The sequence below is a fragment of the Streptomyces sp. M92 genome (assembly GCF_028473745.1).
Taxonomy (GTDB): domain Bacteria; phylum Actinomycetota; class Actinomycetes; order Streptomycetales; family Streptomycetaceae; genus Streptomyces.
On the sequence record NZ_CP101137.1, the window covers coordinates 4,495,730 to 4,517,438 of the forward strand.

15 protein-coding genes, 1 tRNA gene and 1 pseudogene are annotated in these 21,709 nt (G+C 72.7%); 12 read left to right on the forward strand and 5 right to left on the reverse strand.

Annotated elements, in window-relative coordinates:
• Positions 1 to 118: 118 nt before the first annotated feature.
• The 8 genes and pseudogenes from M6G08_RS20290 to M6G08_RS20325 all read left to right on the forward strand — a co-directional run.
• A pseudogene (locus M6G08_RS20290) lies at positions 119 to 1,273 on the forward strand (inositol-3-phosphate synthase); the annotation flags it as partial.
• 395 nt (positions 1,274 to 1,668) lie between these two features.
• On the forward strand, positions 1,669 to 2,754 hold the full coding sequence (locus M6G08_RS20295) for an SCO3242 family prenyltransferase (RefSeq protein ID WP_272588579.1): 1,086 nt from the start codon (positions 1,669 to 1,671) through the stop codon (positions 2,752 to 2,754).
• Entirely contained in the window at positions 2,751 to 3,737 is a 987-nt protein-coding gene (locus M6G08_RS20300) for a sugar phosphate isomerase/epimerase family protein (RefSeq protein WP_443048860.1), read from the forward strand. Before M6G08_RS20295 ends, M6G08_RS20300 begins: the two co-directional genes overlap by 4 nt.
• Positions 3,734 to 4,486 (forward strand): EboA domain-containing protein, encoded by a 753-nt coding sequence (locus M6G08_RS20305; RefSeq protein WP_383139740.1) that lies wholly within the window; start codon positions 3,734 to 3,736, stop codon positions 4,484 to 4,486. Before M6G08_RS20300 ends, M6G08_RS20305 begins: the two co-directional genes overlap by 4 nt.
• Entirely contained in the window at positions 4,486 to 5,334 is an 849-nt protein-coding gene (locus M6G08_RS20310) for a TatD family hydrolase (protein ID WP_272588580.1), read from the forward strand. The genes M6G08_RS20305 and M6G08_RS20310 overlap by 1 nt, the downstream gene beginning before the upstream one ends.
• Positions 5,335 to 5,337: 3 nt before the next feature.
• Positions 5,338 to 6,537 (forward strand): metabolite traffic protein EboE, encoded by a 1,200-nt coding sequence (eboE, locus tag M6G08_RS20315; RefSeq protein WP_272588581.1) that lies wholly within the window; start codon positions 5,338 to 5,340, stop codon positions 6,535 to 6,537.
• Positions 6,534 to 7,958: an alkaline phosphatase family protein gene (locus M6G08_RS20320; protein ID WP_272588582.1), complete on the forward strand. Its 1,425-nt coding sequence runs from the start codon at positions 6,534 to 6,536 to the stop codon at positions 7,956 to 7,958. The genes eboE and M6G08_RS20320 overlap by 4 nt, the downstream gene beginning before the upstream one ends.
• A gap of 113 nt (positions 7,959 to 8,071) precedes the next feature.
• Complete coding sequence (locus tag M6G08_RS20325; RefSeq protein WP_272588583.1) at positions 8,072 to 9,280, forward strand: sugar phosphate isomerase/epimerase family protein; 1,209 nt, start codon at positions 8,072 to 8,074, stop codon at positions 9,278 to 9,280.
• 78 nt (positions 9,281 to 9,358) lie between these two features.
• Here the strand turns inward: M6G08_RS20325 and M6G08_RS20330 are convergent, their stop codons facing one another.
• From M6G08_RS20330 to M6G08_RS20345, 4 genes are all read right to left on the reverse strand, one after another.
• Positions 9,359 to 10,738 carry an OFA family MFS transporter gene (locus tag M6G08_RS20330; protein ID WP_272588584.1) on the reverse strand — a complete coding sequence of 460 codons (1,380 nt, stop codon included), beginning with the start codon at positions 10,736 to 10,738 and terminating at the stop codon, positions 9,359 to 9,361.
• Between the two features lie 121 nt (positions 10,739 to 10,859).
• Positions 10,860 to 13,004 carry an acetate--CoA ligase family protein gene (locus M6G08_RS20335; protein ID WP_272588585.1) on the reverse strand — a complete coding sequence of 715 codons (2,145 nt, stop codon included), beginning with the start codon at positions 13,002 to 13,004 and terminating at the stop codon, positions 10,860 to 10,862.
• Positions 13,005 to 13,008: 4 nt separating this feature from the next.
• Entirely contained in the window at positions 13,009 to 14,250 is a 1,242-nt protein-coding gene (gene frc, locus M6G08_RS20340) for a formyl-CoA transferase (protein WP_272588586.1), read from the reverse strand.
• Positions 14,251 to 14,260: 10 nt separating this feature from the next.
• Complete coding sequence (locus M6G08_RS20345; protein WP_272588587.1) at positions 14,261 to 15,943, reverse strand: thiamine pyrophosphate-binding protein; 1,683 nt, start codon at positions 15,941 to 15,943, stop codon at positions 14,261 to 14,263.
• 143 nt (positions 15,944 to 16,086) lie between these two features.
• Between M6G08_RS20345 and sucC the strand changes: the two genes are divergently transcribed.
• From sucC to M6G08_RS20360, 3 genes are read left to right on the forward strand one after another with little or no spacing between them, the layout of a single operon-like run.
• Positions 16,087 to 17,217: an ADP-forming succinate--CoA ligase subunit beta gene (sucC, locus tag M6G08_RS20350; protein WP_272588588.1), complete on the forward strand. Its 1,131-nt coding sequence runs from the start codon at positions 16,087 to 16,089 to the stop codon at positions 17,215 to 17,217.
• 14 nt (positions 17,218 to 17,231) lie between these two features.
• Positions 17,232 to 18,143 (forward strand): succinate--CoA ligase subunit alpha, encoded by a 912-nt coding sequence (gene sucD / locus M6G08_RS20355; protein WP_272588589.1) that lies wholly within the window; start codon positions 17,232 to 17,234, stop codon positions 18,141 to 18,143.
• Positions 18,140 to 19,717 (forward strand): aldehyde dehydrogenase family protein, encoded by a 1,578-nt coding sequence (locus M6G08_RS20360; protein ID WP_272588590.1) that lies wholly within the window; start codon positions 18,140 to 18,142, stop codon positions 19,715 to 19,717. The genes sucD and M6G08_RS20360 overlap by 4 nt, the downstream gene beginning before the upstream one ends.
• Before the next feature lie 103 nt (positions 19,718 to 19,820).
• Here M6G08_RS20360 and M6G08_RS20365 read toward each other — a convergent pair whose 3' ends face one another.
• Positions 19,821 to 21,152 carry a DUF2254 domain-containing protein gene (locus M6G08_RS20365; protein ID WP_272588591.1) on the reverse strand — a complete coding sequence of 444 codons (1,332 nt, stop codon included), beginning with the start codon at positions 21,150 to 21,152 and terminating at the stop codon, positions 19,821 to 19,823.
• A gap of 139 nt (positions 21,153 to 21,291) precedes the next feature.
• Here M6G08_RS20365 and M6G08_RS20370 point away from each other — a divergent pair.
• A tRNA-Leu gene (locus tag M6G08_RS20370) sits at positions 21,292 to 21,376 on the forward strand.
• Positions 21,377 to 21,709 lie beyond the last annotated feature (333 nt).

Here is a 21,709-nt window from a genome sequence, read left to right on the forward strand (position 1 = left end):
GGAACGGCGGCGGGCGGAGGACGCCGGACCTCCGCCCGCCGTCCCGCCGGGGCCACCGCGCCCGGCACCCCCTCTTCCGGCGCTCGCACCGGGTTCGCGTACGACAAGGAGGCTGCCCATGTCCGCCGAACCGTCCCCGCCCGTCCCCTCCACGGCCCCGCGCTTCGGCGTCTGGCTCATCGGGGCGCGCGGCTCCGTGGCCACGACCGCGATCGCGGGCTGTGCCGCCGTCGCCGCCGGGCTCCACCCGCCGACCGGTATGGTCACCGAGACCCCGGACTTCGCCGGGTGCGGTCTGCCATCGTTGTCGTCCCTCGTCTTCGGCGGTCACGACACCCTCGACTGCCCGCTGCCCAAGCGTGCCGAGCACCTCGCCGCCGGCGGTGTGCTGCCGCACGGCCTGCCCTCCGCCGTCCACGCCGAACTCGTCGCCGCCGACCGGGAGATCAGGCCCGGCGGCCCCCTGCCCGGCGACCTGGACGGCGGGCCCGCCCGCACCGACGACGACTGGATCGACGTGTTCGCGGCCGACATCCGCGACTTCGTCCGCCGTCACGACCTCACGGGCGCCGTCGTGGTGAACGTCGCCTCCACCGAGCCGGCCCCCACCGACGGCTCGCTGCCGCCCAGCTCCCTCTACGCGGCGGCGGCCCTGCGCGCCGACTGCCCCTACGTCAACTTCACCCCCTCCACGGGCCTGCACCACCCGGCGCTGGCCCCGCTCGCCGAGGCCTCGGGCCTGCCGTACGCGGGCCGCGACGGCAAGACCGGGCAGACCCTGCTGCGCTCGGTGCTGGGCCCGATGTTCGCGCAGCGGGCGCTGACGGTCCGGGCCTGGTCGGGCACGAACCTGCTGGGCGGCGGCGACGGTGCCGCACTCGCCGACCCGGCGGCGGCCGCCGCGAAGAACGCCGGCAAGGAACGCGTCCTCGCCGACACCCTCGGTGCCGTGCCCGAGGGCGAGGTCCACATCGACGACGTGCCCTCGCTCGGCGACTGGAAGACCGCCTGGGACCACATCGCCTTCGACGGCTTCCTCGGCGCCCGCATGATCCTCCAGACCACCTGGCAGGGCTGCGACTCGGCGCTCGCCGCCCCGCTCGTCCTCGACCTGGCCCGGCTGGCGGCCCGCGCCCGGGAGCGGGGCCTGTCCGGTCCGCTGGGCGGACTGGGCTTCTACTTCAAGGACCCGGTCGGTGACGGCCCCGCGTCGCTGGCGGGGCAGTACGCCGAGCTGAAACGCTTCGCCGGGCGCCTGCGGGACGGCGCGGGCGTGCGGGCGGACGACGTCGGCGTCCAGGGGGACGGCTCGGACGTCCGGGGCGCCGCCGGGGCCCTGGGTGCCGCCGGGACCGACGCGTACCGGGACGCGCCCCGCGATGGTGCGTTCGGGGACGGTGTGTCCGGGGACGGCGCGCCCCGCGATGGTGCGTTCGGGGACGGTGTGTCCGGGGACGGCGCGCCCCGCGATGGTGCGTTCGGGGACGGTGTGTCCGGGGACGGCACGCCCCGCGATGGTGCGTTCGGGGACGGTGTGTCCGGGGACGGCACGCCCCGCGACGGCGTGTCCGGGGACGGTGGGGCCGGCGGCCGGAAGGCCGGAGACCCGGGGGCGGACGCGGGGGCCGGCGGATCCCGGCCGGGCGCCGCCGAGCGCGGGGAGCAGCGATGAGCCGCACGGCAGCCGCGGCGCGGGCCGGGGTCGCGGCGGACCCGTCCGCTCCGGGGCAGCGCCCGACGTCCGGCGCCGTCACCCCGACGGCCTCGGCCGGCGCCCTGTCCCGCGCTTCCCGCCACCGCCCGGGACACGGCGGCGCCGGCGCCTGGGCCGAGCTGCTCCGCCTGCCCGCCCTGTTCACCGTCCCCGGCGACGCCCTGGCCGGCGCGGCGGCGGCCGGTGCGCGGCCGAGCCCCCGGACCTTGCTCGCCATCGGCTCCTCCCTGTGCCTGTACGAGGCCGGCATGGCCCTGAACGACTGGGCGGACCGCGCCGAGGACGCCGTGGAACGCCCGCACCGCCCCCTGCCGTCCGGCCGCATCCGCCCGCCGGCCGCCCTCGCGGCGGCCGGCGCCCTCACCGGCGCCGGACTGGCGCTGGCCGCCGGTGCCGGACGCCCCGCGCTCGCGGTGGCCGCGCCCCTGGCGGCGACAGTCTGGGCCTACGACCTCGCCCTGAAGCGCACTCCCGCCGGACCGGCGGCCATGGCCGCCGCCCGCGGACTGGACCTGCTCCTGGGCGCCGCCGCCACCGGGGGCGGCACCCGCGCCGCACTGCCGTCCGCCGCGCTGCTCGGCAGCCACACCCTCGCGGTCACGGCCGTGTCCCGGCGGGAGACGACCGGCGGTTCGGTCCTGGCCCCGCTCGCGGCCCTGGCGACGACCGGAGCGCTGACCCGGCTGGTCACCGACGGCCGCATCCGACTCCCGGCAGGCCGGCGGGCAGCAGCCGCCCCCGGCCTGCCGGGCCCGACCCCGGCCGCCCGGCCGTCCCGGACCACCGGCGCCCTCACCACCGCACTGGCCGCCGCCTACGCCGCCACCGCCGCCCGCCCCTACTTCCACGCCACGCTCAACCCCTCACCCCCACTCACCCAACGCGCCGTCGGCGGCGGCATCCGGGCCACCGTCCCGCTCCAGGCCGCACTGGCCGCCCGCTCCGGCGCGCCCGTCACCTCCCTGCTGGTCGCCGCACTGGCCCCGGCGGGCCGGATGTTCGCGCGAAGGGCCGGCATGAGGAAGGTGAGCATCACGTGAGCACGCACCCCGCTCGAGGACCGCAGGGGCGGACGGCGCCCGGCCCGCGAACAAACCGGGACGGGGCCGGGGACCCCACGCACGCCCTCCGCTTCGGCTACGGCACCAACGGACTGGCCGACCTCCGTCTCGACGACGCCCTCGCCCTCCTCGCCGACCTCGGCTACGACGGCGTCGGCCTGACCCTCGACCACATGCACCTCGACCCGCTCGCTCCCGGCCTGGCCGCCCGCACCCGGCGGGTCGCGCACCGGCTGGCGGAGCTCGGACTCGGCGTCACCGTGGAGACCGGCGCCCGCTACGTCCTCGACCCGCGCCGCAAGCACGGTCCCTCGCTCCTCGACCCCGACCCCGGGGACCGGGCGCTCCGCACGGACCTGCTGCTGCGAGCCGTGCGCGTCGCCGCCGACCTCGGTGCGCACGCCGTGCACTGCTTCAGCGGCATCACCCCGCCCGGGACGGACGAGGAGACGGCCTGGAAGCGCCTGGCGGAAGCCCTCACCCCGGTCCTCGCCGCCGCCGAAGCCGCCGGCGTCCCGCTCGCGGTGGAGCCCGAACCGGGGCACCTCCTGGCCGACCTCGACGGCTTCCACCGGCTGCGGCGCGCCCTCGGTGACCCCGAGCCCCTCGGTCTCACCCTCGACATCGGCCACTGCCAGTGCCTCGAACCCCTCTCTCCCGCCGACTGCGTACGCGCCGCCGCTCCCTGGCTGCGGCACGTCCAGATCGAGGACATGCGCCGCGGCGTCCACGAACACCTTCCCTTCGGTGACGGCGAGATCGACTTCCCGCCCGTCCTCGAGGCCCTCGCCGCCACCGGCTACCAGGGCCTGACCGTCGTCGAACTGCCCCGCCACTCCCACGCGGGCCCCCACTTCGCCGAACGCTCCCTCCCCTTCCTCCACCGGGCCGCCGCCCCCGCACCCCGCACGAGCCGCTCGGGCGAGCCCGCCGCCACCCACCGAAGGGAGCCACATCCATGACGCAGCCACACGCCACCCACGGCACATCACGAACCCGGTCCGCGGACGGCCCCCTCGACGAGCGGAACCCCCAGGGCACCACCCTCGCCCACATGTCGCCCGCCCACACCCCGCCCGCCGACCTGCGCGCCGCCCTCACCGCCGTACTCGACCCAGCCGCCCGCGCCTGGCTGGACCAGGCCCTGGACGAGGCCGCCGCCCACCCCGGCACCCACGGCCCCATCTCGGTGTGGGAGCTGCGCCTGGCCGAGGCCGGCCGCCGCTGCGGTCCCGCCCACGCGGACGCCGCCCGCGTCCTGGTCCTGCACGCCGCCCGCGCCGGCACCGACGCCCTGACCCGGGTCTACTCCCAGGGCACCGCCGACGAACGCCGCGCCGTCCTGCACGCCCTGCCGCACCTCGTCCCCGGCCCGGACGCCCTCGCGCTCGTCGAGGACGCCCTGCGCACCAACGACACCCGGCTGGTCGCCGCCGCACTCGGTCCGTACGCCGCCCGGCACCTCGACGCCCACCAGTGGCGGCACGCCGTGCTCAAGTGCCTGTTCACCGGCGTCCCCGTCGACCACGTGGCGGACCTCGACCGACGGGCCGCCGCCGACGCGGAACTCGCCCGCATGCTCGCCGACTACGCCGCCGAACGCACCGCCGCCGGCCGCGCCGTCCCCGAAGACCTCCACCGCGTCCTGGCCCTGACCGAGTCCGAGCCTCCGGCTCCCGGCCCGGTCGACCCCCACGGCAAGGAGTCCTGATGCGCATCTTCGACCCCCACATCCACATGACCTCCCGCACCACCGACGACTACGAGGCCATGCACGCCGCCGGTGTCCGCGCCGTCGTCGAACCCTCCTTCTGGCTCGGCCAGCCCCGCACCTCTCCCGACTCCTTCCGCGACTACTTCGACGCCCTGCTCGGCTGGGAGCCCTTCCGCGCCGCCCAGTACGGCATCGCCCACCACTGCACGATCGCCCTCAACCCCAAGGAGGCGAACGACCCGCGCTGCGCCCCCGTCCTCGACGAACTGCCCCGCTACCTCGTCAAGGACCGCGTCGTGGCCGTCGGTGAGATCGGCTACGACTCGATGACCGCCGCCGAGGACACCGCCCTGGCCGCCCAGCTCCAGCTCGCCGCCGACCACGGCCTGCCCGCCCTCGTGCACACCCCGCACCGCGACAAGCTCGCCGGCCTGCGCCGCACCCTGGACGCCGTGCGCGAGTCCGCGCTGCCCACGGACCGGGTGCTGGTCGACCACCTCAACGAGACCACCGTGAAGGAGGCTAAGGACAGCGGCGCCTGGCTCGGCTTCTCCGTCTACCCGGACACCAAGATGGACGAGGCCCGCATGGTCGCCCTGCTGCGCGAGTACGGCCCGGAACGGGTCCTGGTGAACTCCGCCGCCGACTGGGGCAGGAGCGACCCGCTCAAGACCCGAAAGGTCGGCGACCTGATGCTCGACGAGGGCTTCACCGAGGACGACGTGGACCGCGTGCTGTGGCGCAATCCCGTCGCCTTCTACGGCCTCAGCGGACGCCTGAGCCTGGACGTCACCTCGCAGGACGCCACGCACGAGGGCAACTCCATCCTGCGCGGCGGTGAGTGAGCGATGCGCTTCCGGCACCCGGACGGCTCCACCGTCCACCTCGCCTACTGCACCAACGTCCACCCCGCCGAGACCCTCGACGGCGTCCTCGCCCAGCTCCGCGACCACTGCGAGCCGGTCCGCCGCCGCCTCGGCCGCGACCGCCTCGGCATCGGGCTGTGGCTCGCCAGGGACGCCGCCCACGCCCTGGTCACCGACCCCTCCGCGCTGCGCGGCCTGCGCTCCGAACTCGACCGGCGCGGCCTGGAGGTCGTCACCCTCAACGGCTTCCCCTATGAGGGTTTCGGCGCCGAGAAGGTCAAGTACCGCGTCTACAAGCCGGACTGGGCCGACCCCGAACGCCTCGAGCACACCACCTCCCTGGCCCGTGTCCTGGCCGGACTGCTGCCCGACGACGTCACGGACGGCTCCCTCTCCACCCTGCCGCTCGCCTGGCGCACCGCCTACGACGAGACCCGTGCCGACAAGGCCCGCGCCGCCCTGGTCACCCTCGCCGAACGCCTCGACGCCCTCCAGGATCTGACCGGCCGCTCCATCCGCGTCGGCCTGGAACCCGAACCCGGCTGTGTCGTCGAGACCACCCGCGACGCCATCGCCCCGCTGACCGCGATCGCCCACGACCGCATCGGCATCTGCGTCGACACCTGCCACCTCGCCACCTCCTTCGAAGACCCGCGCACCGCCCTGGACGCGCTGACCGCGGCCCGCGTCCCCGTGGTCAAGTCCCAGCTCTCCGCCGCCCTGCACGCCGAACACCCCTCCCGTCCCGAAGTACGCGACGCCCTCGCAGCCTTCGCCGAACCCCGCTTCCTGCACCAGACCCGCACCGTCACCCCGACGGACCCCGCCGCCACGGCGGCCACGGCCGGCTTGCGCGGCACCGACGACCTCGACGAGGCCCTGGCCGACGACAGCCCGCTGCCCGCCACCGCGCCCTGGCGCGCCCACTTCCACGTCCCCCTGCACGCGGCGCCCGCCGCGCCCCTCACCTCCACCCTGTCCGTGCTCAAGGCCGCGCTGACCCGCCTCGTCGGCGGCCCGCACCCGCTCACCCGCCACCTGGAGGTCGAGACCTACACCTGGCAGGCCCTCCCGCCCGAGCTGCGGCCCCGCGCCCGCGCCCAGCTCACCGACGGCATCGCCGCCGAGCTCACCCTCGCCCGCGACCTGCTGACCGACCTCGGCCTCAAGGAACTGCCATGACCTCCACCACCTCCACCACCTCCTCCGGCACACCGGCACCCTCCGGGCAACCGACCCCTCTCCTCGTCCTCGACGTCGTCGGCCTCACCCCCCGTCTCCTCGACCACATGCCCCACCTCAAGGCGCTCGGCCAGTCCGGCTCCCGGGCCCCGCTCGGCACCGTCCTGCCCGCCGTGACCTGCGCCGCCCAGTCCACCTTCCTCACCGGAACCCGCCCTTCCCAGCACGGCATCGTCGGCAACGGCTGGTACTTCCGCGAACTCGGCGACGTCCTGCTGTGGCGCCAGCACAACGGACTCGTCGCCGGCGACAAACTCTGGGACGCCGCCCGCCGCGCCCACCCCGGCTACACCGTCGCCAACATCTGCTGGTGGTACGCCATGGGCGCCGACACCGACATCACCGTCACCCCCCGTCCCGTCTACTACGCCGACGGCCGCAAGGAACCCGACTGCTACACCCGCCCTGCGGCCCTGCACGACGAACTCACGGAAAAACTCGGCACCTTCCCCCTCTTCCACTTCTGGGGACCCGGCGCGGACCTGGTCTCCAGCCAGTGGATCATCGACGCCACCCGCCACATCATGGCGACCCGCCACCCCGACCTGACGCTCTGCTACCTCCCTCACCTCGACTACGACCTGCAGCGCTTCGGCCCCGACGACCCGCGCTCCCTGAAGGCGGCGGCCGACCTGGACGCCGCCCTGGCCCCCCTCCTCGACGACGCCCGCGCCGAGGGGCGCACCGTCGTCGCACTGTCCGAGTACGGCATCACCCCCGTCAGCCGGCCCGTGGACATCAACCGCGCCCTGCGCCGCGCCGGACTGCTCGAGGTGCACACCCAGGACGGCATGGAGTACCTCGACCCGATGGCCTCCCGCGCCTTCGCGGTCGCCGACCACCAGATCGCCCACGTGTACGTCCGGCGCCCCGAGGACCTGGACGCCACCCGGGCGGCCCTCGACGGGCTGCCGGGCATCGAGCAACTCCTCGACGACGAGGGCAAGAAGGCCCACGACCTCGACCACCCCCGCTCCGGCGAACTCGTCGCCGTCGCGGAGCCCGACGCCTGGTTCACGTACTACTACTGGCTCGACGACGACCGAGCGCCCGACTTCGCGCAACTCGTCGAGATCCACCGCAAACCCGGCTACGACCCGGTCGAGCTGTTCATGGATCCGCTCGACCCCTACGTCAAGGTCAAGGCGGCAACCGCTCTGGCCCGCAAGAAGCTCGGCATGCGCTACCGCATGGCGGTCGTGCCCCTGGACGCCTCACCCATTCGAGGCAGCCACGGCCGCCTCCCAGCGAGCGACGACGACGGTCCGCTCCTCATCTGCTCCACCCCCCGCGCTGTCGGAGACCGCGTCGCGGCCACCGACGTGAAACAACTCCTGCTCCGGCTGGCCGGACTCGGCTGACGCACCACCCGGCAACCCGCCGAGATCCGACTACTGAGAGTGAAACACACGGCACTGACAACGGCCCGCTCCAGCCGCATCGGAGCAGGCCACGACCCAGAAGGCAGGCACCCGTGACCCTGTTCTCAGACCCCGCCCGCACCGGCGCCACCGCGGACCCGTCCGCCGACGGCCCGGACGAGGGCCTGCGCCGCACCCTCGGAGTGGGCCGGCGCCGCTTCCTCAGCACCTGCACCGCCGTAGCCGCCGGGGCGGTCGCGGCGCCCGTATTCGGCGCCGCACCGGCCCTGGCGCACGACCGGGACAGAGACCACGACCACGACCGGGACCACGGACGCGGACACGTACTCGTCCCGGCGGACAAGCGCGGCATCATCCTCTACACGGTCCGCGACGCGACCGGCCGCGACCCCCTCGCCACCCACCTGCCCTCCGGCTTCCGCGAGGTGTTCAAGCAGCTCTCCCGCCACGGCTACCGCCAGGTGGAGTTCGCCGGCTACCGCCAGCACGCCAACGCCCCCGGCGGCGCCAGTCTGGAATCCGTCGAGGGCGCCAGGCTGCTCCGCCGCTGGCTCGACGACTACGGGCTGCGCGCCCAGGGCAACCACGGCTTCATACCGCCCTCCTGGCCGCTCACCACGGCGGACAAGGACACCTTCAAGAAGCACCTGGAGATCGCGAACATCATCGGCATGGACCACATGGGCACCGGTGGCGACCCCACGGGCAGCTCCTACCGCGCCGACTGGGACGTCGCCGCCGACAAGTGGAACGCGCTCGGTGAGATAGCCCGCCGTGAGGGCATCAAGCTCTACACCCACAACCACGACAGCGCCTACGGCTTCCTGCTCGACGGCGGCCCGCTGGACGACCAGGGCCGGCCGACCCGCAGCTCGGGCATCCGCAAGCTCGAGTACTTCCTGAAGGTCACCGACCCGAGGCTGGTCTGGCTGGAGATGGACATCTTCTGGGCGCACGTCGCCCAGTACAAGTTCCACACCTACACCGCCCACGACGGCTCGACCCGGAGGAACGTCTTCGACCCGGCCGGTCTCGTCGCCCGCCACAACAGGCGCTACCCGCTGTTCCACGCCAAGGACGGCGTCGTCAGCACGACCAACGGCATGGGCTACGACATGGTGCCCTTCGGGACCGGCGTCATCGACTACACGACGTTCTTCTCGCGGGTCGGACAGCGGAACTACCACAACCCGATGGTCGAGGACGACAACTCCCCGAGCGCCACCGACCCGGCGCAGTCACTGCGCGAAGCCAAGATCAGCTACGACAACCTGGCGGCCCTGCGCAGGCGTTGCCGCTGACCTGGAACACAGACCGGGCGGCCCCTCCCGCATGCTGACGGAGGGGCCGCCCGGTCCGTGCGAGGAGGCGCCGTCGTCTCACCCCTCGCCCAGTGGCCGGGGGTTGGGTGTGACGCGCTTGGTCCTCGGGCGGCCCGGAGGCCGCAGGAACAGGGCCATGAAGCCGGCGAAGATCGAGATGCAGCCCGCCAGGGTGAAGGCGCCGTTGTAGCCCCAGGCACCGACGACCACGGAGCCCGTGCCCGCACCCAGCCCGGAGACGAGCTTCGAGCTGTAGACCATGCCGTAGTTCGTGGCGTTGTTGTTCTCGCCGAAGTAGTCCGCCGTCAGCGCCGCGAACATCGGGAAGATGGCACCGCCGCCGAATCCGGAGACGGCGGAGAAGACCAGGAACAGCGGCAGGTTCTTGATCTCGGCCGACCAGATGATGCCGAACTGGGCGAGGCCCAGGATCGCGCACACGTAGAGCAGGCACTGCTTGCGGCCGTACAGGTCGGAGAGCCAGCCGATGACGCCGCGCCCGGTGCCGTTGACGATCGCCTTCAGCGACATCGCGGTGGCCACGATGCCGGCCGCGAAGCCCGCATCCTCACCGATGTCCACCTGGAAGGCGATGCCGAAGATGTTCACGCCGGAGGTGCAGGCGAGACAGAACCACATCAGCGCCACCCGGCCGGTACGCCAGGCCTCCATGGGGGAGTACTGCCTGACGGCCGGGGGATTCTTCTCCAGCGAACGCCGGGCCCGGGGGTCGGCCGGCGGGTTCAGCGGATCGACGGCCGCCGGCCACCAGTTCTTCGGCGGGTCCCGGAAGTAGAACCCGGCGACCGCCACCGTGGCGGCGAGGAAGACACCCGCGGACACGAGCACCCAACGGAAGTTGGAGGTGTCCATGTAGCCGTGGAAGATGAAGACGAACGGCACCGAGCCGTAGGCGAAACCGCCGTTGACGAAGCCGGTCTTCCCGCCCCTGCGCTCCGGGTACCACTTGCCGACCATGTTGACGCAGGTCGCGTACACCATGCCCGCGCCCATGCCGCTGAACACGCCGAACCCGATGAAGGCGAGCGTGACGTGCGGCGCGAACGCCAGCGACAGGTAGCCGAGCAGGGTGCCGACCGAACCCAGCATCATCGCCCAGCGCGCCGGCAGTCTGCCGCTCTCCCGCAGCCGCCCCGCCGGAAAGGCGACCGCGGCCTGGCAGAACACCCAGGCGGTCATCATCCAGTAGATGCTGCCGCTGGACCAGTGGTGGGCCTCGTGGAGCGTGTCCTCGGCGGACGCGAACGCGTACTCCGCGGAGGAGATGCCCATCATGCCGACCCACGGCAGGATCACCATCCACTTGCGCTTGCGCCCCATGATGTCGATGTCGGACTCGCCCACGCGGTAGACGCGCCCGTTCCTGTCGGTCACCTCCCGGTAGGCGGTGACCCGTGTGGCATCGGTGGTTGTCATGTCGTTTGCACCCCTAGCGTCGAAAGTTCTGGCCAGCGCCCCCTGTCCAATGCCTTTCGTGCGCGCGCGGGTCCCGGGCCGGCCGACGCGCACCCGTCGGCCGGTCCCTCGCTGCCTCAGCTCATGAACCGCCCCCCAGCAGCCCCGCGGCCCGTGCCCACCGGTACTTCGCGCCCAGCACGGCCACCGGCTTCTCCGTCGTGTACGGGTACGCCACGACCCCGCGCTCGAAGAGGTACTGGCACGCCTCCTCCACCTCCACGTCACCCGCGAGGGAGGCCACCACGGGTTTCTCGATCCCGCGCTCGCGGAACTCGGCCACCACGCGCGCGGTGAGTTCGGCGAACACCATGGGAGGCGTGACGATGGTGTGCCAGTAGCCGAGGACCAGCGCGTGGATGCGCGGGTCCTGAAGACCGAGCCGGATCGTCGCCTCGTACGTCGACGGCGGCTCGCCCCCGGTGATGTCCACCGGGTTGCCCGCCGCCCCGAACGGCGGGATGAACGCGCGGAACGCCGCGTCCAGGTCCGGCGGTATCTCCATCAGCGACAGCCCGTTGTCCGTCACCGCGTCGGAGAGCAGCACCCCGCTTCCGCCGGCCCCGGTGATGATCACCACGTTGTCGCCCTCCGGGGCGGGCAGCACCGGCAACGCGCGCGCGTACTCGAGCATTTCGTTGAGCCCGGGCGCCCGGATGACACCGGCCTGCCTGAGTACGTCGTCGTACACGGCGTCGTCCCCGGCGAGCGCCCCGGTGTGCGAGCCCGCGGCCCTGGCGCCCGCCGCCGTGCGCCCGGCCTTGAGCACCACGACCGGTTTCCTCGGCACGGTCGCCCGCGCGGCGTCCACGAAGGCGCGCCCGTCCTTGAGGTCCTCCAGGTGCATCGCGACGCACTCGGTGCGCGGGTCCTCGGCGAACCAGGTCAGCAGGTCGTCCTCGTCCAGGTCCGACTTGTTGCCCAGGCCGACGATCGCCGACACGCCGGTCCTCGTGGCCCGCGCGAAGCCCAGGATCGCCATCCCGATGCCGCCCGACTGCGAGGTCAGCGCGACGCCGCCCTTCACGTCGTACGGCGTGCAGAACGTGGCGCACAGGTCCTGCCAGGTGGAGTAGTAGCCGTAGATGTTCGGCCCCAGCAGGCGGATGCCGTGCCGCTCGGCGACCGCCATGATCTCCTCCTGGAGGGCGTGCTCACCGGTCTCCGCGAACCCGGAGGGGATCAGCACGGCGTTGGGTATCCTCTTCCGCCCCACCTCCTCCAGCGCCGCCGCCACGAACCGCGCGGGGATCGCGAAGACCGCCACATCCACCTCGCCGGGAACGTCGGTGACACTCTTGTACGCCTTGCGGCCCAAGATGTCATCGGCCTTGGGGTTCACCGGATGGATCTCGCCCGCGAAACCGCCGTCGACGAGGTTGCGCATCACCGAGTTGCCGATCTTGCCGATCTCGCCCGACGCACCGATCACCGCGACCGACGAGGGCTGCATCAGGCGGCGCATCGAGGTGAGGATCTCCTCGCGCGTGTACCGGCGCCGTTCCCTCGGCAGACCGGTCGCGAGGATCACCCGGGTGTCGGCGGCGACCGCACCCTCGGGAGTGGCGATCACGGGGTTCAGGTCCACCTCGGCGATCTCCGGGAAGTCGGCGACCAGCTCGGAGACCCGGCGGATCTGCTCCGCCACCGCCCACCGGTCCACGCCGGCCCGCCCGCGCACCCCGCGCAGCACCTCGGCCGCCCGGACCGAGTCGAGCATGGACAGCGCCTCGCCGGCGTCCACGGGGGCGAGCCGGAAGGTGACGTCCTTCAGCACCTCCACCAGCACTCCGCCGAGCCCGAACGCCACCACCTTCCCGAACGTCGGATCGGTGACCGCGCCGACGATGACCTCCACCCCCGGTGGCAGCAGCTCCTGGATCTGCACGCCCTCGATCCGCGCGGAGGCGTCGTACGCCCGCGCGTTGCCGACGATCCGGCGGAACGCGGCCCGCACGTCCGCCGCGCCCTCCACCCCGACGACCACCCCGCCGGCGTCGGACTTGTGCAGGATGTCCGGCGACACGATCTTCATCACCACCGGCCCGCCGAAGCGCGCCGCGCACGCCACCGCCTCGTCGACGTCCCGCGCCAGCTCCTCGCCCGGCACGGCGATCCCGTAGGCGTCGGCGAGCACCTTCCCCTCCGGCGCCGTCAGGGCGGTGCGTCCGTCGGCGCGCACGGAGTCCAGCAGCCGGCGCACCCGCTGCGCGCGGTCCTCGGCCATCACCTCAGACCACCCCGTTCGACTTGAGCAGGCGCAGCTCCTCGTCGCCGAGGCCCAGCTCGCCGACGTAGACCTCTTCGTTGTGCTCGCCGAGCAGCGGGGAACTGGTGACCTCCACCGGTGAGTCGGAGAGTTTGAGCGGACTGCCGACCGTCACGAACTCGCCCCGCTCGGGGTGCGGGACGGTGACGATCATCTCGTTGGCCGCCAGCGACCGGTCCTCGATGATCTCCTTGGTGGACAGGATCGGCCCGCACGGGATGTTGTGGGCGTTCAGCCGCTCCAGCACCTCCCACTTGGGAAGGGTGGACGACCACTCCTCGATCAGCTGGAACATCTTGTTCAGCTTCGGCAGCCGTGCCTGAGGAGTCGCCCACTCGGGGTCGTCGGCCAGCTCGGGCCGGCCGATCAGCTCGCTCAGCGGCCGCCAGCCGACCGGCTGGACGATGACGTACACGTAGTCGTTGGGGCCGCCCGGCGCGCACTTGACCGCCCAGCCGGGCTGCCCGCCGCCGGAGGCGTTGCCGGACCTGGGAACCTCCTCGCCGAAGTCCTCGTTGGGATATTCGGCGAGTGGACCATGGGTCAGGCGCTGCTGGTCGCGCAGCTTCACCCGGCAGAGGTTGAGCACCGCGTGCTGCATGGCCACGTTCACCCGCTGACCGCGTCCGGTGCGCTCCCGCTGGTACAGCGCGGCGAGGATGCCCGCCACGACGTGGACGCCCGTGCCCGAGTCCCCGATCTGGGCCCCCGTCGCCAGCGGCGGCCCGTCCTCGAAACCGGTGGTGGACATCGATCCGCCCATGGCCTGCGCGACGACCTCGTACGCCTTGAAGTCGGTGTACGGGCCCTCGCCGAACCCCTTGACGGAGGCGTAGACGATCCGTGGATTGATCTCCTTGACGCGGTCCCAGGTGAATCCCATCCGGTCGACCGCGCCCGGCCCGAAGTTCTCGACCATGACGTCCGAGCGCCGGATCAGCTCGGTGAGGATCTCCTTGCCGCGCTCGGTCTTGGTGTTGAGCGTGATGCTCCGCTTGTTGCAGTTGAGCATCGTGAAGTAGAGGGAGTCGACGTCCGGCAGATCCCGCAGCTGTTTGCGGGTGATGTCACCGGTCGGCGCCTCCAGCTTGACCACGTCCGCGCCGAGCCAGGCGAGCAGCTGGGTCGCCGAGGGGCCCGACTGCACATGCGTCATGTCCAGGACGCGGATGCCCTCAAGAGCCTTCGCTGGCGTTCCCGTCATGGGTTCCACCTCACTTGTACATCGTCTGGTTCATGGTTCCGGGGGCGTACGCGTCCGGGTCGACCCAGACGTTGATCAACGACGGCTTGCCGGACTCGCGGGCCCGGCGCAGCGCGGGTCCGATGTCGGCGGGGTCGCGGACCTCCTCACCGTGGCCGCCCAGCATCCGCGCGAACCGGTCGTACGGGACGTCGCCGAGGGTGTTGCCGACCCGCTCGCGGTCCTTGCCGTACTTCGCGGCCTGCCCGTAGCGGATCTGGTTCATGGAGGAGTTGTTGCCGACGATGCCGACGAAGGGGAGGCCGTAGCGGACGAGGGTCTCGAAGTCCCAGCCGGTGAGCGAGAAGGCGCCGTCGCCGAAGAGGGCGACGACCTCCTTGTCGGGCCGGGCCTGCTTGGCCGCCAGCACGAAGGGGACGCCGACCCCGAGCGTGCCCAGCGGACCCGGGTCCATCCAGTGGCCCGGTGACTTGGGCTGCACGACCTGCCCGGAGAAGGTGACGATGTCGCCGCCGTCGCCGATGTAGACCGAGTCCTCGGTGAGGAAGTCGTTGATCTCACTGACCAGCCGGTACGGGTGGATGGGGGAGGCGTCCGACCTGAGCTGCGGCAGCCGCTTGTCCAGGGCGGTCCGCTCGGCCGCGCGCAGTTCGTCCAGCCACTCCTTGCGCTTCGACGCGCCGCCGTTGATCCGTCCCGACGCCGCATCGGTCACCGACTTGAGCACGAGACCTGCGTCGCCGACGATGCCGAGGTCGATGTCGCGGTTCTTGCCGACGGTGCGGTAGTCGAGGTCGATCTGCACCACGGTCGCGTCGGGGGAGAGTCGCTTGCCGTAGCCCATGCGGAAGTCGAAGGGTGTTCCGACGATGACGATGACGTCGGCATTGGAGAAGGCGTACCGGCGCGAGAGCTGGAAGTGGTGCGGGTCGCCGGGCGGCAGGGTGCCGCGTCCGGCGCCGTTCATGTACGCCGGGACGTTCAGCGTGCGGACGAGTCCGACGGCGGCCTCCGTGGCGCGCGTCGTCCACACCTGGCTGCCGAGCAGGATGGCCGGCTTCTCGGCGTGGACCAGCAGATCGGCCAGCCGCTCGACGGCGTCGGGGTCGCCCGGGGAGCGGGTCGAGGCTCGGTAGGCCCCGGCTTTCGGCACCCGGGCCCGGTCCGTCGCCACCTTGGCGTCCAGCACGTCGCGCGGGATCTCCAGGAAGGAGGGGCCGGGCGCGCCGTGGTAGCACTCGCGGAACGCCATCGACACCATGTCCGCCGCCCGCGCGGTGTCCGGTACGGTCGCCGCGAACTTGGTGATCGGCGTCATCATGTCGACGTGCGGCAGGTCCTGGAGGGATCCCATCTTGTGCTGGGTGTGCGCGCCCTGACCACCGATCAGCAGCATCGGTGACTCGGCGCGGAAGGCGTTGGCGACACCGGTGACGGCGTCGGTCGTACCCGGTCCCGCGGTGACCACCGCGCAGCCGGGCTTGCCGGTGACGCGGGCGTAGCCGTCGGCGGCGTGCGCGGCGACCTGCTCGTGGCGTACGTCGACGACCTCGATGCCCTCGTCGACGCAGCCGTCGTAGATGTCGATGATGTGGCCGCCGCACAAGGTGTAGATGCGGTCGACCCCCTCGGCCTTGAGTGCCTTGGCGACGAGGTGACCGCCGGAGATGACGTCCTGGGTGTCGTCGGGCATGGCGAAGTCCTGTCCCTTCACGAGGGGTTGGAGCGCTCTCGCGGTAGATTGCATACAGTCGACGAATACTGTATGAAGGTTGTTATCCCGCATCCGGTGGGTGGTGTCCAGGGGGCGTGCGGCACTTTCAGACAGGAGCCGGAATGGACCTGTACGAACACCAGGCGAGGGAACTCTTCGAGGAGCACGGCATTCTGGTGCCGAGGGCCGAGGTCACCGCCTCGCCCGCACGCGCCGGCGAGATCGCCCGCGCCCTCGGCGGACGTGCCGTCGTCAAGGCGCAGGTGAAGACCGGCGGGCGCGGCAAGGCGGGCGGAGTGCGGCTCGCCGCCGACCCGGCCGAGGCCGAGCAGGCCGCCCGGCACATCCTCGGCATGGACATCAAGGGCCACACGGCCGAGACGGTCATGGTCGCCGAACCGGTCGACGTCGAGGGCGAGTTCTATGTCTCCTACGTCCTCGTCCGCGCGGCCGGCCGCTTCCTCGCCGTCGCCTCCGCCGAGGGCGGAACCGAGATCGAGAGGGTTGCGGCCGAACGGCCCGAGGCCGTCGTGCGCATCCCCGTCGACCCGGCCGTGGGGGTGACCACGGCCACGGCGGTACGCATCGCGGACGCGGCCGGACTGCCCCCGCAGACCGTAGACGCCCTCGTACGGCTCTGGCAGGTCCTGGTCCGCCAGGACGCCCTGCTCGTCGAGGTCAACCCCCTGGTCCGGACGGCCGACGGAAGGACGATGGCCCTCGACGGCAAGGTGACCCTCGACGACAACGCCCTCTTCCGCCAGGCGCGCTGGGAGGACGAACGCGCGATGTCCGCCGACCCGTTGGAGGCGCGGGCCGCCGCCAAGGGCCTCAACTACGTGAAGCTCCACGGCGAGGTCGGTGTCATCGGCAACGGCGCCGGACTGGTCATGTCGACGCTCGACGTGGTCGCCGGCTGCGGCGCCCACCCCGCCAACTTCCTCGACATCGGCGGCGGCGCCTCCGCGCGGGTCATGGCCGACGGACTGTCGGTCGTCCTCTCCGACCCCGCCGTGAAGTCCGTCCTCGTGAACGTCTTCGGCGGCATCACCGCCTGCGACGCCGTCGCCGACGGCATCGTCCGGGCCCTGGAGGAGGTCCGGCCGACGAAGCCGCTCGTCGTGCGCCTCGACGGCAACAACGCGGCCCGCGGCCGGGCCCTCCTCGACGCACGCGCGCACCCTCTGGTCGAACAGGCCACCACCATGGACGGCGCCGCCCGCCGTGCCGCCCGACTCGCCACCACGGCGTGAGGAGACAGACCGACATGGCGATATACCTCACCAAGGAGAGCAGGGTCCTCGTCCAGGGCATGACCGGAGCCGAGGGCATGAAGCACACCCGCCGGATGCTGGCCGCAGGCACCGACGTGGCGGGCGGCGTCAACCCGCGCAAGGCCGGCCGCACCGTGACCTTCGACGGACGATCCGTCCCCGTCTTCGGTTCGGTGAGCGAAGGAGTGGAGCGCACCGGCGCGGACGTGACCGTCGTCTTCGTACCGCCCGCCTTCGCCAAGGCCGCGGTCCTCGAGGCCGCCGACGCGGGCATCGGCCTCACCGTCGTCATCACCGAGGGCATCCCGGTCCACGACTCCGTCGCGTTCACCGCGTACGCCGGGGCCAGGGGCACCCGGGTCATCGGCCCCAACTGCCCCGGCCTGATCAGCCCCGGGCAGTCCGACGCGGGCATCATCCCGCCCGACATCGCCAAGCCGGGCCCCGTCGGCCTGGTCTCCAAGTCGGGCACCCTCACCTACCAGCTCATGCACGAACTGCGCGACACCGGCTTCTCCACCTGCGTCGGCATCGGCGGCGACCCGGTGGCCGGCACCACCCACATCGACTGCCTCACCGCCTTCCAGGAGGACCCCGACACCGAACTGATCGTCCTCATCGGCGAGATCGGCGGCGACGCCGAGGAACGCGCGGCGGCCCACATCCGCGACCACGTCACCAAGCCGGTCGTCGGCTACGTCGCCGGATTCACCGCCCCCGAGGGCCGCACCATGGGCCACGCCGGCGCGATCGTGTCCGGCTCCTCGGGCACCGCCCGTGCCAAGAAGGAAGCCCTGGAGGCCGCCGGCGTGCTGGTCGGCTCCACCCCGACCGAGACGGCGCGGCACGTCCTCGCCGTCCTCGCCGGCCTCGGCGGCGGGACACGGGAAGGAGCCCCCGTGTGACGGCACGACACCCCCGCACCACGACCGGAGCCGGACCCGCCGCCCTCACCCTCAAGTCCGGCACCTCCTGGGCCGACCTCTGGCGCCGCTGCCTCGCCGTCGCCCCCGAGGCGTTCCGGGACGACCGGGTCCTCAACCTCTGGGACGCCCGGTGGCGGGCCGACGGCCGGGTCCTGCCCGCCACCAGCCCCGTCGACGGCACCCCGGTCGCCGGCCCGCCCCGCCTGGACGGGGCCACCGCCCACCGGGCCGTACGCGCCTCCCTCGACCAGCACCGTGCCTGGCGCCACGTACCCCTGCCCGAACGCCGTGCCCGCGTCACCGCCACCCTCGACGCCCTCGCCCAGCACCGCGAACTCCTCGCGCTGCTCCTCGTCCGGGAGATCGGCAAGCCCTGGCGGCTCGCGCAGGCCGACGTCGACCGCGCGGTGGACGGCGTGCGCTGGTACGCCGACGGCATCGGCCGGATGACCGAGGGCCGCGCGCCGCTGGACGGGCCGGTGTCCAACATCGCCAGCTGGAACTACCCGATGAGCGTGCTCGTTCACGCATTGCTGGTACAGGCACTGGCGGGCAACGCGGTCATCGCCAAGACCCCGACCGACGGCGGCGTCGCCTGTCTGACCCTGGCCTGCGCACTCGCCGCCCGCGAGGGGATACCCGTCTCCCTCGTCAGCGGCAGCGGGGGCGAGCTGTCCCAGGCGCTGGTCCGGGCGCCCGAGATCGGCTGCGTCTCCTTCGTCGGCGGCCGCGACACCGGCGCCGCCGTCGCCACGGCCCTCGCCGACCTCGGCAAGCGACACATCCTCGAACAGGAAGGACTCAACACCTGGGGCATCTGGAACTTCACGGACTGGGCCACGCTCGCCGCGGTCATCCCCAAGCTCTTCGACTACGGCAAGCAGCGCTGCACCGCCTACCCGCGCTTCGTCGTCCAGCGGCACCTGTTCGACGCGTTCCTCGCGGCGTACCTCCCGGCGGTCCGCACACTGCGCGTCGGCCACCCGCTCGCCGTCGCGGCACCGGACGACCCGTACCCGGAGCTGGACTTCGGGCCGGTGATCAACGCGGCCAAGGCCAAGGAGCTGGGCGACCAGGTCGCCGATGCCGTCGAGCGCGGCGCCGTACCCCTGCACCGCGGCAGCGCGGCCGACGCGCGGTTCCTGCCCGGCCAGGACACCTCCGCCTACATCCAGCCGGTCACGCTGCTGAACCCGCCGCGGTCCTCACCGCTGCACCACGCCGAACCGTTCGGTCCGGTCGACACCGTCGTCCTCGTCGACACCGAGGCCGAGCTGCTCGCCGCGATGAACGCCTCCAACGGCGCGCTGGTCGCCACGCTCTCCACGGACGACCGGGCGACGTTCGACAGGCTGGCGCCGCAGATCCGGGCGTTCAAGGTCGGCCACGGCGTTCCCCGCTCCCGGGGCGACCGTGACGAGCTGTTCGGCGGACACGGCGGGTCCTGGCGCGGCGCCTTCGTCGGCGGCGAACTGCTGGTGCGCGCCGTCACGCGGGGCCCGGCGGGGGAGCGGCTGCCGGGGAACTTCCCGGACCACCACCTCATGCCGTGACGTCCACCGTCCGCGCTGCCCGCAGCTGCCCGGCGCGCGGTGCCCCGCAGCACCGCCGCGTGCCCGGGGCCCGGTCCCGGGCTCCGCGCGGGGCGTTCGCGGGTCAGCCGATGCCCTGACGGTCCGGGAGCAGGGCGAAGGCCCGGTCCGCCGGAGCCGGTGCGTTCCGCTCGACGGCCTGCCGCAGCAGCTCGCGGTGGCGCCACAGCGGCTCGCGCCGCTCCGGCGGGGCGAGCCGCAGCAGATCGTCGAGCCCGGCCAGCATCCGCCGCGTGACCTGCGCGTTCCCCGCCCCGCAGGACCGGACCTCGGTGAATGCGAGGTCCACCAGTTCCACCCAGCCCGGCACGGGCTGCACCAGCCGGACGGCTCCGCGCCGGTCCCGGTGCGCGACGGCGTCCAGCGGCCGGCGGGACAGAGAGGCCAGGATCTGGACGATCCGGTCCAGGGCCTGGACGGCGGTGGTGGGATCGTTGACCGCGCTGGACAGGGCCCGCAGCGCGATGTCGGACAGCTGGCGCAGCCCGAACGCCAGGTCCTGGTGGAAGGTGCGCTCCACCCCCACACTCAGCGCGTACCGCAGAACCCGGCGCGGGGGCGCCTGCCCGCCGTACACCGCCAGAACGGGGGTGCCCGGCACCAGGAAGTCACCGATGCGCGGGACGAGCCGCAGCACCACCCCGTGTTTGCGCGCCACCCGCACCAGACGCGGGATGTGCACGTCCCGCAGCACACCGGCATGCCCTCCGTGGTCGACCCACGCGGTCACCGGCCCGAGAGCGTGCCCCCGCCCGTCCTCCGCCGGCGCGGGCATCAGCGCCGCCACCCGGAAGGACTCCGCGGCGATCCGGGCGATCACATGACTGACCCGCATCAGGCGCAGCGTCCCGTTCACGTACATCACGAAGAGCAGCAGGCTCAGCGCGACCATGACGAGCGTGAGCACCGACTGCACCAGCGGGACGGAGGACGTGGCCCGGGGATCGGGGGTGCTGTCGTAACTCGTCAGGACCAGCAGCGTCAGCACGAAGGTGGCGAGGAAGACCGCGAACGTCGCCTTCGTGATCCGGCTGCGCACGAAGAGCCGCACCACCCGCGGCGTGAACTGCCCGCTCGCCATCTGCACGGCCACCAGCGAGATGCTGAACACCACACCGATGAACGTCATCATCGCCGAGCCGACCGCCGACACCACCGTCTTCGCGTCGTCCGCGAACCGCAGCAGTTCGGCGACCGTCTCGAAGTCACCGTCGTCCTGCAGCGACCGGACGAGGGCGGCGTCGAGCTCCTGGGCCACCAGCCACACCGCGAAGATACCCACCATGGCGGCGGTGGGCGCGAACCAGAACGTGTCCCGCAGATGCTCCCTGAGCGGCGACAACGCGCGCGGCCGCCGACCCGGGAGCGGGCTCTGGGTAACCGACCAGTCACTCATGGTGCGACCTTAGGCGCAATGGGGCCGCTGGCCCCGGACCGGCGCTCAGGGGAAGGAAACGCAGGTGAAAGGCACTGCGAAACCTTGGTATGGTTGTCCATGTCGCCGCGAGGGAAGCCCGCGCAGCGGCAGACACCTAGTCCGGGTGGCGGAATGGCAGACGCGCTAGCTTGAGGTGCTAGTGCCCTTTATCGGGCGTGGGGGTTCAAGTCCCCCCTCGGACACAGAAACAGAACGACAGAACAGATCAACAGATCAGGTCGAACGAGATGCCGGCCGGGAGAGATCCCGGTCGGCATCTCGCGTTGTGCGCGCCGTACGGCGCCGTGGGGTGCGGACGACGCAGCCGGTGCCGCGAAAATGCGCTGCGGTGCCCCGCCCCGCTTCCCTACACTCATCACGACATCGAGAACGAGTGAGGGGAGCCGGGCCGTGCGCATCCGCACCGCTGCCGTCGTTCCCCCGTCCCGTCACGAGGTGATCCTCGTGTCCCGGGCCGTCCGGTGTCCGCAGCGCGGCCGGCACCGGAAGCCCGCGACGAGCATCTGACGAGCGAC

Coding starts and splice junctions, on each gene's coding strand:
- M6G08_RS20295 (WP_272588579.1), top strand. CDS start 1,669: ATGAGCCGCACGGCAGCCGCGGCGCGGGCCGGGGTCGCGGCGGACCCG.
- M6G08_RS20305 (WP_383139740.1), top strand. CDS start 3,734: ATGACGCAGCCACACGCCACCCACGGCACATCACGAACCCGGTCCGCG.
- M6G08_RS20310 (WP_272588580.1), top strand. CDS start 4,486: ATGCGCATCTTCGACCCCCACATCCACATGACCTCCCGCACCACCGAC.
- eboE (WP_272588581.1), top strand. CDS start 5,338: ATGCGCTTCCGGCACCCGGACGGCTCCACCGTCCACCTCGCCTACTGC.
- M6G08_RS20320 (WP_272588582.1), top strand. CDS start 6,534: ATGACCTCCACCACCTCCACCACCTCCTCCGGCACACCGGCACCCTCC.
- M6G08_RS20330 (WP_272588584.1), bottom strand. CDS start 10,738: ATGACAACCACCGATGCCACACGGGTCACCGCCTACCGGGAGGTGACC.
- M6G08_RS20335 (WP_272588585.1), bottom strand. CDS start 13,004: ATGGCCGAGGACCGCGCGCAGCGGGTGCGCCGGCTGCTGGACTCCGTG.
- frc (WP_272588586.1), bottom strand. CDS start 14,250: ATGACGGGAACGCCAGCGAAGGCTCTTGAGGGCATCCGCGTCCTGGAC.
- M6G08_RS20345 (WP_272588587.1), bottom strand. CDS start 15,943: ATGCCCGACGACACCCAGGACGTCATCTCCGGCGGTCACCTCGTCGCC.
- sucC (WP_272588588.1), top strand. CDS start 16,087: ATGGACCTGTACGAACACCAGGCGAGGGAACTCTTCGAGGAGCACGGC.
- sucD (WP_272588589.1), top strand. CDS start 17,232: ATGGCGATATACCTCACCAAGGAGAGCAGGGTCCTCGTCCAGGGCATG.
- M6G08_RS20365 (WP_272588591.1), bottom strand. CDS start 21,152: ATGAGTGACTGGTCGGTTACCCAGAGCCCGCTCCCGGGTCGGCGGCCG.